The organism is Massilia sp. UBA6681, assembly GCF_002454935.1.
Classification (GTDB): Bacteria; Pseudomonadota; Gammaproteobacteria; order Burkholderiales; family Burkholderiaceae_D; genus Telluria; species Telluria varians.
On record NZ_DKJX01000119.1, the window covers coordinates 1 to 12,020 of the forward strand.

Annotated in this window: 8 protein-coding genes; 2 read left to right on the plus strand and 6 right to left on the minus strand. The window is 67.8% G+C overall.

Features of this window, described 5'->3' with window-relative positions:
* Positions 1-207 precede the first annotated feature (207 nt).
* Entirely contained in the window at positions 208-714 is a 507-nt protein-coding gene (locus tag B2R83_RS21860; RefSeq protein ID WP_292044955.1) for an outer membrane beta-barrel protein, read from the plus strand.
* Positions 715-767: 53 nt separating this feature from the next.
* On the opposite strand, the gene cphA is transcribed toward B2R83_RS21860, so the two are convergent.
* From cphA to B2R83_RS21885, 5 genes are all read right to left on the minus strand, one after another.
* Positions 768-3,410: a cyanophycin synthetase gene (gene cphA / locus B2R83_RS21865; RefSeq protein WP_292044957.1), complete on the minus strand. Its 2,643-nt coding sequence runs from the start codon at positions 3,408-3,410 to the stop codon at positions 768-770.
* 72 nt (positions 3,411-3,482) lie between these two features.
* Positions 3,483-4,949 (minus strand): iron-containing redox enzyme family protein, encoded by a 1,467-nt coding sequence (locus B2R83_RS21870; RefSeq protein WP_292044959.1) that lies wholly within the window; start codon positions 4,947-4,949, stop codon positions 3,483-3,485.
* 133 nt (positions 4,950-5,082) lie between these two features.
* Positions 5,083-6,852 carry a thiamine pyrophosphate-requiring protein gene (locus B2R83_RS21875; RefSeq protein ID WP_292044961.1) on the minus strand — a complete coding sequence of 590 codons (1,770 nt, stop codon included), beginning with the start codon at positions 6,850-6,852 and terminating at the stop codon, positions 5,083-5,085.
* A 118-nt stretch (positions 6,853-6,970) separates the two neighbouring features.
* Entirely contained in the window at positions 6,971-7,588 is a 618-nt protein-coding gene (locus tag B2R83_RS21880; RefSeq protein ID WP_292044963.1) for an isochorismatase family protein, read from the minus strand.
* Between the two features lie 120 nt (positions 7,589-7,708).
* Positions 7,709-9,103, minus strand: coding sequence for an amino acid permease (locus B2R83_RS21885; RefSeq protein ID WP_292044965.1), 1,395 nt, complete (start codon positions 9,101-9,103; stop codon positions 7,709-7,711).
* A 386-nt stretch (positions 9,104-9,489) separates the two neighbouring features.
* On the opposite strand from B2R83_RS21885, the gene B2R83_RS21890 reads away from it, so the two are divergent.
* Entirely contained in the window at positions 9,490-11,520 is a 2,031-nt protein-coding gene (locus tag B2R83_RS21890) for a tetratricopeptide repeat-containing diguanylate cyclase (RefSeq protein WP_292044967.1), read from the plus strand.
* Positions 11,521-11,637: 117 nt separating this feature from the next.
* Here the strand turns inward: B2R83_RS21890 and B2R83_RS21895 are convergent.
* On the minus strand, positions 11,638-12,020 hold a 383-nt coding region (locus tag B2R83_RS21895), incomplete at its 5' end, for a response regulator (protein WP_292044970.1).

Below are 12,020 nucleotides of genomic sequence, written 5' to 3' on the forward strand. Positions count from 1 at the left end.
ACCTTAACTGAACGGCATTACCCCTGCACGGGGCGTTTTGCTTAAGCATTACTTAAACTGATAAATCCTTGGCCATGAATGCGCCAAACTTTTGCAATTAGTTACAAATTGCTATTTTAATGCGTGCATTCAACTGTTACCTTGCTCATCCGTAACCCGGCCCGCTCCTCACGACAGCGGACCGGCTCGAATTCGGAAGGAAAAGGTATGCAGAAAGTGTTGGCCGTTCTCTTCGCAGGCATGGCATTCGCCGGCGCCGTCCAGGCTGCCGAACCGGTGCGCGCCGGCGTGGGGCAAGCCTACGCCGGCGTGGCGGTCTCCGGCGTCGACTACGTCGGCGCGGCGACCAACGCCAGCCCGAAGGTGTTCGGCGGCTACCAGTTCGGCAAGCGCCTGGCGGTCGAAGGCGGCGCCGTCGACCTGAAGAACGGCTATGGCATGTACATTGCCGTTAAGCCCAGCATCCCGCTGACCGAGAAACTGAGCGCCTACGGCAAGGTGGGCGTGGCCCAGACCCGCCGCCCGGCCCTGCCGCCGCCGGCCCCAAGCGCGCTCGGCAAGAAGACCGACACCGGCGCTTATGGCGCCTTCGGTCTGCAGTATTCGATCACCTCGAACGCCGCCGTCACGCTCGAGTACGAGCGCCTGCCCATGAAAAAGCCGGACGTCCTCAAGCCCAACGTCTGGACCCTGGCGCTGCAGTTCTTCTTCTGACCTGACCCCAACAAAAAAGCGGCCCGCAGGCCGCTGTTTCGTTGGCGCGGGTCTCAGACCTGCGCCGCCACCAGGTCCGCACTCTCCGGATCATTGACCCGCAAGGCATCCACGAACACCTGCAGCGAGGAGCCGCAGGCGAACACCAGCACGTCGCCGGGACGGCACAGGCTCAGGCCGTGGCGGATCGCCTCCCCCACCTCGATCACCCGGTGCAACGTGTCGCTCATGCCGGCCGCTTCTTCCGCGCCGTCGAGGATCAGGTCGACCGCCTCGCCCACCGCGCGCCCGCGGCTTTGCGACTCGTACACCACCAGCTCGTCGAAGCGCGCGCCGCACACGCGGCCGACCTCGCGCAGGTCCTCGTCGCGGCGGTCGCCCGGGGCGGTGACGATGCCCACCAGCTGCCCCGGCAGCAGGGCGCGCGCCATCTCGGCCATCGCCTTGTAGGCCGCCGGGTTGTGCGCGTAGTCGACGATCACGGTCACGCCGCGGATGTCGAACATATTGGTGCGCAGCGGATTGGTGCGGCCGTTCGACACAAAAGTAGACAGGCCGGTGGCGATCTGCATGTTGCTGAAGCCTGAAGCCATCAGGGCCGCCGCCGCCGCCAGGCTGTTGGCGATGTTGAAGCGGGCGCGCCCGCCGAAGGCCACCGGCATGCTTTCGACACGCACCAGTTCCTGGTGCAGGTTGCCGTCGGCGACCACCACCGCGTTGTCCTGCAGGTAGACGCCGCGGCCGCCGTCTTCCAGGTGCTGCAGGAACACAGGGCTTTCCGGGTCCATCGAGAAGTAGACGATCTCCGCTTCCGGCTTGGCGCGGCGCCCCATGGCCACGCACAGCGGGTCCTCGGCGTTCAGGACCACGGCGCGCGAGGCCGAGGTGGCGACGACCGCCTTGACCTGGGCCAGGTCTTCCACGGTGTCGACGCCGTCCAGGCCGAGGTGGTCGGCGGCGATGTTCAGCACCACGCCGACGTCGCAGCGATCGAAGGCCAGGCCGCGCTTGAGGATGCCGCCGCGCGCCGTCTCCAGCACCGCCACCTCGACGTCGGGCGAGCCGAGCACGGTGCGCGCCGACCAGTAGCCGGTGCAGTCGCCCTTGGCCACCTGCTTGCCGTCGATGAAGACGCCTTCGGTGGTGGTCACGCCTGTCACCTTGCCCGCCAGGCGCACCGTGTGCGCGATCAGGAGCGTGGTGGTGGTCTTGCCGTTGGTGCCGGTGACGGCGATCAGCGGGATACGCCCGCTTGATTCGCCCATCAGCCCCTGCACGATGGCGTCGCCGGCGTCGCGCGGCTCGCCCGCGCTCGGATACTGGTGCATGCGGATGCCGGGCGCGGCGTTGACCTCGATGACGGCGCCGCGCTGGGCCTCGAGCGGCAGCGCGATGTCGCGGCAGACGATGTCGATGCCGGCCACGTCCAGCCCGATCTTGGCGGCGGCCCGGACGCACAGCAGGCGCGTCGATTCCGGCAGCAGGCTTGTTACGTCCTCGGCGGTGCCGCCGGTGGACAGGTTGGCGTTGCCGCGCAGTTCGGCCGCGACGCCGACCGGCAGCACGCTGTCGAAGTCGAAGCCCTGCTTGCGCAGGATGTCGGCCGCATGGTCGTCGAGCGCGATCCTGGTCAGGATGTTGGTGTGGCCGGAGCCGCGCGCCGGGTTCTCGTTCTCGCGCTCGACCAGTTCGCGCACAGTGGCAAGGCCGTCGCCGACCACGTGGGCCGGGCGGCGCATCGAGGCCGCCGCCACCTGGCCGCCGGCGACCAGCACGCGGTAGTCGCGGCCCTCGACGAAGCGCTCGACGATGATCCGGCGGCCGTACTGGCGCGCGAACTCGAAGGCGCGCGTCACCTGCTCGTCGTCGCGGCAGTCGACCGTGACGCCCTTGCCCTGGTTGCCGTCGAGCGGCTTGAGCGTGACCGGCGCCCGCATGCGCGCGGCGGCCCGGCAGGCATCCTCGGCGGAGGTGACCACCGAACCTTCCGGCACCGGCACGCCCGCTTCCTTGAGCAGGGTCTTGGTGAGCTGCTTGTCGCTGGCGATCTTCACTGCGATGAAACTGGTGTCGCCGGTGGTGGTGGCCTGCAGGCGCTTCTGCTTGACGCCCCAGCCCAGCAGGAACAGGTTGGCGTCCTCGGTGATGCGCTGGGTCGGTATGCCGCGCTCGTGCGCCGCCGCCAGCACCGCCGCGGTGCTGGTGCCGATGGCATGCCGCGCGGCGATCGAGCGCAGCTCGTCCAGGCGCGGGGCCAGGTCGAAGTCTTCCTCGTTACCAAACGCGGTGACCAGGTCCACCGCCAGCTGGAAAGCGGGCTGCACCAGCTTCTCGGACTGGTAGGCGCAGACGATGCGGAATACGCCGGGACGGCCGGCGACCGGGCGCGTGCGCCCGTAGCTGGCCGGCGACGTCGACTCGCCTGTGGCCAGCGTCTGCAGCTCGAGCGTCACCTGCTCGATCACGCGGCCGAGGTAGGTGCCTTCGCGCAGGCGCTGGGCGAAGCCGCCGCGCTGGCCGATCGGCAGGATTTGTCCCGCAAGCGAAGGCAGCGCGCCCAGCAGGGCGTCGTTGAAACCGGGGATGTCTTTCGAGGAGATGCCATACAGGTCCTGCAGGTCGATCACGCTCAGCAGGCAGGGAGAGTCGGCGTGGACGTTGGGTCCACGCAGGAAGCGCTGTTCCAGGATTTGCACAAATAGATCCTTGTAATAATTATTAAGCGCGCCGGCTGTGGCCGGCGCGCGGGAATTCCGGTGGCGGCGTCCTCAAGCGTCGAACAGCCGCGTGTACATGCGCGTGGCCATCAGGCCGGCCGCCGTGTGGTGGACCTCCGGCGACATCAGGGCGCCCAGCAGTTCCATCGCTTCCTGCTTGCCGGCAGCCCCGGCCACCTTCTCCTCGAGCAGGCGCAGTTCGTTGTCCGGCGCTTCCAGGCGCGGATGGCGGCGGATCAGGCCCCGTTCCGGGAAATGCGCGCTGCGGTCCGCGTGCTCGCCGAGGTTGTCCAGGGTGCGCTGGCGTGCGCGCCAGGTGAGCAGGCGCGGTCCTTCGGCGCGCTCGCCGCCAGGGGCCGACTGGATCCAGTCGCGCAGCACCTGCTGTTCATAGGCGTTGAAGACGCCGAACATCTCGGCCTTCTCGCCTTGCACCAGGCGCCAGAAGCGGCTGTGCTCGACCTCTTCGCCGCGCTTGATCCAGCCGGCCTTTTCCAGCGCCGCCAGGAAGTCGGGGATCTGCGATGGCAGGGCCAGCCAGTCGTTGACCGAGCGGCCGGCGACGCGGCAGTAATCCGAGTGCATGTTCTTGCCGACGCCGCTCTTGGCGGCAAGGATGTTCACCAGTTCGGCCTGCAGGTCGAACTCGGCGATGCAGGAGGTGGTGCTGGCGCCGATGTCGTTCAGGCGGTAGCCGTCCAGCACGCGCCGATAGAAGGCTTCGCGGTCGCCCACGCGCGGCATCAGCTGCGTCAGGGCCTGCACCGCCTTCTGGGCATGGCCGCTGGCGGCATTGTCGACGGTGACGTGCAGCGTGAAGTAATACGGGTCGATGCCGAATTCGTTCAGCTCGTACGAGGTGATGAGCAGGTGCAGCGGCAGCTGCTCGTAGCCGAGGTTGTAGCCGATCACCTCGGGCAGGAAGTGCTCGGTGTTGTGGCCGAGCGCGAGCTGGATCGCGCCCTGCACGAAGTGATCCTCATCCAGGTGTTCCCAGCCCTCGCAGCCATGGGTGGCCAGCAGCTTGCGGTAGATGGTGACGTGGTTCTTGCTTGGCGCGCCCTCGCCCAGCTCTTCGAGGTAGGTCTTGATCAGCTCGTGGTAGGCCGGGTTGTCCCAGTGCTTGAGCAGGCCGTAGAGCCAGGCGCCGTCGACCAGCTTGGTCGGGGCCACCGCCTTGATGAAGTACAGGGCGTGCGCGCGGCAAGTAAAGTAGCGGCGCGGCGCGCCGTTCTTGCGCGCGGCCAGGTACTCGCGGTACTGGGCGCCGACGGCATCGGTGCGCTCCTCGACCCAGGCCGGCAGCTCGGCGATGTTCGACGGCAGGTCGGCCGGCAGCGCCTGCACGGCGGCAACCTGGTCGGCGACATAGGCACGCGCCTCGTCCAGATGCGCCTGCGGATTCTGGTACAGCGAAAAGTACAGCGGCTTCGCGCGTTCCCGGGTGGCGGGAACGTGGGGTACTGCGACATCGGTGGCGCTTGCAAACAGCATCGAATTCATGGTCTCGGATGGCATTGTTGGTCTCTTGGGACGATTGCAACATTATCCGGCCTGGACCATGTACACAGAATCGGTAGCGGCGCTGTGAGTATGTAAGAAAGGGATTACAAAAATACAAAAACGGGTCAGCCAGAATCTTACCAAATGGTCAAGAATCGGACTGCGCATCGGCGCCGCGCCGCACATCCACCGCCTCGCTGTCGCCCTTCCCGATCGCCTCCTCGTACTGCTCGCGCTGCTTCTCGACCGTCTGCGGCGGCAGCGGCGGGATGTTCGGGTCCACCACCGCTTCCAGCACGAAGGGCTTGTCGCTCGCCAAGGCCCGCTCCCAGGCCGCCCCCAGCTGTTCCGGGTCCTCGATGCGTTCGCCGGCCAGGCCCAGCATGCGCGCATACTCGGCGTAGGAGAAATCGGGCAGCAGCTGCGACGGCTGGAACTTCGGTTCGCCCTGCATCCCGCGCTGCTCCCAGGTGACGAAGTTCAGGTCGCGGTTGTTCAGCACCAGCACGACAAAGGCCGCGTTCGGCCAGGGGCGGTGCTGCCAGTGCCAGGCGACCGAGACCAGGCCGTTGATGCCGTTCATCTGCATGGCGCCGTCGCCGGCCAGCGCGATTACCGGGCGGTCCGGATGGGCCATCTTAGCCGCCAGCGCGTAGGGCACGGCCGAACCCATGGTCGCGAGCGTGCCGGACAGCGAGGCCAGCATGCCGGGACGCAGATCGAGGTGCAGCGCATACCAGGCCGCCACCGAGCCGGAATCGCCCGCCAGGATCACGCGCTCGGGCAGGCGCGGCGACAGTTCGGTGAACACACGTTGCGGATTGACCGGCTTGGCCGGCTCCAGGGCCTTCTGCGCCAGCTGGCGCCGGCTGTCCACGATATCGGCTTCGATCTTCCGGCGCCAGGCGCGCTCACCCTTGCGTTCGAGATGGGGAATCAGGGCGCGCAGCGTGGCCCTGGCGTCGCCCATCAGGTTGGCCTCCATCGGATAGCGCAGTCCCAGCATGCGGCCGTCGATGTCGATCTGGACGCCGCGCGCCTGCCCTTCGGGCGGCAGGAATTCGGCGTAGGGAAAACTCGAGCCCACCATCAGGAGCGTGTCGCAATCCTGCAGCATGGCGTTGCTGGCCCGGGTGCCGAGGATGCCGACCGATCCGGTGACAAAGGGCAGATGGTCCGCCAGCACGGCCTTGCCCAGCAGGGCCTTGGCCACGCCGGCGCCCAGCAGTTCGGCCACCTCGGCGAGTTCGTCATGCGCCCCATGAGCGCCCGCCCCGGCCAGGATCGCCACCTTGCTGCCGGCATTGAGGATCGCGGCCGCCGCCCGCAGCGCCTCATCAGGCGGCGCCAGCGCGCGGCTGCCGGCGCCGATCCCGCTGAAGGTGTAGCCGTGCTCGCGCGGCGGGTTCGGTACCGCGTCTTCCTCCTGCAGGTCGTTCGGCAGGATCACGCAGGTGACGCAGCGCTCGCTGAGGGCGATGCGCACCGCGCGGTCGACCAGGTGGCGTACCTGTTCGCTCGACGTTGCCATCTGCACGTACTCGCCGGCGACGTCCTTGAACAGGCTGACGAGGTCGACTTCCTGCTGGTAGCTGGCGCCGAGCGCGCCGCGCTTCTGCTGGCCGACGATGGCCACCACCGGCTGGTGGTCGAGCTTGGCGTCGTAGAGACCGTTCAGCAGGTGGATCGCGCCCGGTCCCGAGGTGGCCAGGCAGACGCCGACCTCGCCGGTGAACTTGGCGTGGCCGCAGGCCATGAAGGCTGCCATTTCCTCGTGCCGGGTCTGGATGAACTCGAGGGCCTCCTGGCGCCCGAAGGCGGCCATGATGCCGTTGATGCCGTCGCCTGGATAGCCAAAGATGCGCCGTACGCCCCATTGCCGCAGGCGTTCGAGCAGGAAGTCGCCGACCGTTGCCATTCGATTCCCCTTGCTGGTAGGCCCGCCGGGTGGCAGGCAGGAACCGGCAGGCTACGGCCTTTGGCAGGGCCGCACCGTGCGCTGGCGCGCATAGCAGGGCAAGCGGGCCGGGCTGTACCTAGAGCCGGGCGCCGAGCGCCACGTCGGCCACCAGCTGGCCGGCCGAGAGCCGCACCGGCACCGCGCCCTTGGCCAGCATGCGCGCGATGGCGCGGCCGCCGTCGCCGGGCTTAACTTCGACGGCGCGGGTCGCCTCAAGCACCAGCAGCACCTCGAAGCCGGCCTCGATCCCGTCCAGCACCGTATTGAGCACACAGTAGTCGGTGGCCAGGCCGCACACCGCCAGCCGGGTGATGCCGTCGGCAAGCATGCTGCGCGCCAGGCCGGTGCCGTTGAAGGCGGAGTAGGCATCCTCGGCCGCCGTCAGGGCCTTGGAGATCACGATCGCCTCCTCGGGCAGCTGCAGGGCCTCGCTGAACAGGGCGCCCTCGGTGGCCGCCACGCAATGCGGCGGCCAGGGTCCGCCCTGGGCCGTGAACGAGCAATGGTCCTCGGGATGCCAGTCGCGCGAGGCGAAGATGGGCAGGCCACGCTCGTGGTACAGGTCGATCAGCGCGTTGATCGGGGCGATGACGAGGTCGCCGCGCGGCACGGCCAGCGCGCCGCCGGGAAGGAAGTCGTTCTGCAGGTCGACGATCAGGAGGGCGTCGCCCTTGCCGAGCACGATGGCGCTCATGGAAGCATTCTCCGTTAGTAGAACTGCGGGCAAGCTTACCACGGAGGGCGAACGCCCGCCGGAACGGAAAACGCCCGGCCACTCGCGTGGACCGGGCGTTCAGGGTGTCGCTACGACAGATTACTGCTTGTGCAGCAGCGAGCGCTGGCGGGCGTACAGGAAGTACACGGCCAGGCCGATGGCGATCCAGATGCCGAAGGCGACCCAGGTGTGCCAGCTCAGGAAGGACATCAGGACCAGGCAGAAGATGATGGCCAGCGCCGGGATCACCGGCACGCCCGGGCAGCGGAAGGCGCGCGGCAGGTCCGGACGCTTCTTGCGCAGGATGATCACCGCCACCGAGACCAGCGAGAACGCCGCCAGGGTGCCGATATTGACCAGTTCGGCCAGCACGCCGAGCGGCACCAGCGCGGCGATCAGGCCGAAGATGATGCCGACCATCCAGGTGGCGAAGTACGGGGTGCCGTACTTCGGATGCACTTCCGACAGCTTGGCCGGCAGCAGGCCGTCGCGCGACATGGCGAACAGAATGCGGGTCTGGCCGTAGGCCATCACCAGGATCACGGTGCTCATGCCCAGGATCGCGGCCAGGTCGACGAAGCCGGCGACCCAGTCCTGGCCCGCCACCTGCAGCGCCAGCGAGACCGGGTGGTCGACGCCTTCGAACTGCATGTAGGGCACGATGCCGGTCATGATCGCCGCCACGGCCACGTACAGCACGGTGCACACGGCCAGCGAACCGATGATGCCGATTGGCAGGTCTCGCGCCGGATTCTTGACTTCCTCGGCCGCCGAGGTCACGGCGTCGAAGCCGATGAAGGCGAAGAACACCAGCGCCGCGGCGCTCAGGACGCTGCCTGCGCCGAACGGCATGAAGGGCTGCCAGTTGTCCGGCTTGACGTAGTTGACGCCGACGACGATGAACAGGATGACGACACCGGTCTTGATGATCACCATGACGTTGTTCAGGCGCGCCGACTCGCGCACGCCGAGCGACAGCAGGAAGGTCAGGCACATCATGATCAGGAAAGCCGGCAGGTTGAACAGGGTATCCACGCCCGGCTGTGCGCCCGGCGCCGCGCGCAGCGCTTCCGGCAGGACGATGCCGATACCCTTGAGCAAGGACTGGAAGTAACCCGACCAGCCGACCGCGACCGCCGACGTGGCGAGCCCGTATTCGAGCAGCAGGTCCCAGCCGATCATCCAGGCGACGATCTCGCCCAGGGTGAAGTAGCTGTAGGTGTAGATCGAGCCCGCTACCGGCACGCTCGAGGCGAATTCGGCATAGCAGAGCGCGGCGAAGCCGCAGGCGATGGCGGCGATGATGAAGGAGAGCGTGAGGGCCGGACCGGCGGTGACGGCGCCGGTGCCGGTCAGGACGAAGATGCCGGTGCCGACGATGGCGCCAATGCCCATCAGCACCAGGTCGAACGGACCGAGCACTTTCTTGAGGCCGCCCGGCGTCTGGGCCGCCGCGACCATCGTGTCAAGATTTTTGGTTCTGAAAAGACTCACTACTGGTTCTCCAATCAAAAAATAGTATGGTTCCGCGTCTTGTGTTTGCCGCTGCACCGTATGCCCTGCGTGCTCGCCATCCGGCCGCTTAGACCGCATGCCCGACCCGTGAACCGACTCTCGCCTCTTGCCGCTTCCGCTCCTGCCCGAAGCCGCAGACGTGACATTATCACCAGATTGCTAGTCGGAATCAAAGTAAAGTAATGAAAACCGAATAATTCTTTTGTTTCAATCAAAAAACCACGACCGTTGCGTATTCATCCTGGCCGCGCGGCGCTGCTTGATTTCCACAAGTCAACAGAACATAATCTTCCTGTCGCCGCGGCCGGCGGCGCCGGGCCCTTGGGCCCTCCCACGCACCCCATCTATTGCTGCAGCTGCGCACCATGACGACTCGACAGGCATCGCACCAGGCGATGCGCACCTGGCGCCGGCCCCTGCCCGCCCTGCTGCTGGCGCTGGCCTGCGCCGCCGCGGTCCCGGGCGCGCATGCCGGGGCGGCAGGTCCGGTCGCGGCGGAGCTGCGCCTGCGCGAGCTGGGCCAGCTGGCCGAGCGCAGCAATCCCGATGCGCGCGCGCGCCTGCTGGCGGAAGCGCCCGCGTTCACCGAGGGCGTACCTTATGCCCTGCACGTCGCCTACCTGCGCCTGCTGCGCCGCATCCATATCGACGCCGGCCGGCTGGCGGACAGCTATGCGGTCGACGAACGCATCATCCGTCTCGCCACGCGCGAGGGGGACGCCCTGCAGCTGGCCCTGGCCAGCCTGGGGCGGGTCCACAAGCGGCTCAACGACAACGACCCGGCCAGTGCGATGGCCCTGCTGGAAACCCTGAACACCGAGTACCGCGAGCTGCACAGCACCGAGTTCGCAGCGAATGCCGAAACGGCGTATGGCGCGATCTACAACACGACCGGCCAGCACGACCGCGCCCTTGCGCACTACCTGCGCGCCCTCGAACTGGTGCAGCGCACCCCGAAGCTGTGGAGTCCGCGCGAAGCCGACCTGCGCCTGGCCCTGGCGCGCCTGTACGTGAACAGCGGCGACCCGGTCAAGGCCCTCGACACCACGCGCGCCTACCGCGAGGCGCGCGCCGGCGAGGATCTCCCGCCACGGGTCGAAGCCCTGATGTACTTCCTCGACGGCCGCGCCTACGTCACCCTACGCCAGCTGCCGCAGGCGCACGCCGCCTTCGAGCACGCCCTGGCATTGGCGCGCAAGCACGACCTGCGCTGGATCGAGGCGAGCGTGCTGGGTAACGTCTCCGACGCTTACCTGCGGGCCCAGCGCTGGGTCGAGGCCGAGCGCGCCGCGCGCGCCGCCGTGGCGCTGTCCGAGGCGGTGACCGACCAGAGCATCATCCAGATGGTCTATGCCAACCTCGGTTTCGCCCTGTTCGGCCAGGGCCGGATGGCCGAAGGCACGGTCCACATCGACCGCACCGCGCAGGAGCTGCGCAAGGCCGGCGCCATGCTGGCGGTGTCGAACATCCTGGCCGAGAAGGGCGAAGCCCTGGAACGGGCCGGCCTGCACAAGCAGGCGCTGCAGACGGTGCGCGAGCGCGAGAAGATCCAGGAATCGCTGGAACTGGAGCGCCGCGACAAGGCCTTCGCCGCACTGCAGGAGCAGTTCAATGCGAAACAGCGCGCCGCCCAGATCGACCGCCTGCGCCAGGAAAACGCGTTCAAGGACGCCGAGATCGACAACCGCAACCTGCGCCTGGCCCTGGCCTCGCTCGGCGCCGGCATCGCCCTGCTGCTGTCCGCCTTCGTGTTCATGCTGTACCGGAAGTCGCAGGCGACCAGCTTGCGCCTGGCCGAACTGAACGCCGAGCTGGCGCACCGCTCGGCGCACGACCCGCTCACCGGCCTGTACAACCGCCGTTCCTTCGTGGACCGCATGCGCGCCCAGCAGGCCGCCAGCGACGACTGCTTCACGCTGCTCGACATCGACCACTTCAAGCGCATCAACGACCAGCACGGCCATGCCGCCGGCGACGCTGTGCTGGTCGAGGTGGGACGCCGCCTTAACGGGGTGGTGCGCGACACGGACATGGTGCTGCGCTGGGGCGGCGAGGAATTCCTGGTGTATTCGCAGGGAGTGAGCGAAGCCCGGCGTCCGCTGCTGGTGCAACGCATCCTGAATGCCATCGCCAGCACGCCGGTGCTGCTTGAGGACGGCACCGCCCTCTCGGTGAGCGCGACCGCCGGCGCAGTCTCGCTGCCGCTCGGCTCGAGCGAAGCTTTTGGCTGGGAACAGGCGATCGCGCTGGCGGACCGCGCGCTCTACAAGGGCAAGGAAGCGGGCCGCAACCGGGCCTTCATCGTCGAGGGCGTGGAGGCCGCGGGCACGAACCCGGGCCTGGAGCGCAAGCTGCAGCTGCACCTGGTGCTGCCCGACCTGCACTGCCACCCTTAGAGCGCCTAGCAATTCCCCCGATGGCTGCGTTGCATCGTCTCGCCGTACTAGCGTACTGTCTTCGTGGTCCGCCACTGCGGCGATGCGCCTTGCCCTCGGGGTTTTGTTAGGCGCTCTTTAAGCCGAGCGACTCAAGGCGCTGCGTCCCGCCATCCCCACCACCGTCTGCAACAGCACCGCCGGCCGCAGCGGCTTGGCCAGGTATTCGTCGAAGCCCGCCGCCAAGGCGCGCTGCTGGTCTTCACGGCGCGAAAAGGCGGTGAGCGCGATCGCCGGCACGCCGGCCAGGGTCCTGTCACGCTCGGCCCGGACTTGCCGGATCAGCTCGAAGCCATCCATCAGGGGCATGCCGATGTCGCTGATCAGGAGGTCGGGACGGTGGCGCTCGAGCATGCGCAGGGCATCCGCCGCGCCCGTCGCGGTCACGATCCGGGCGCCGCTCTCGGCCAGCACCCGCTGCACCAGTTCCAGCGAATCGGGTTCGTCGTCCACCACCAGCA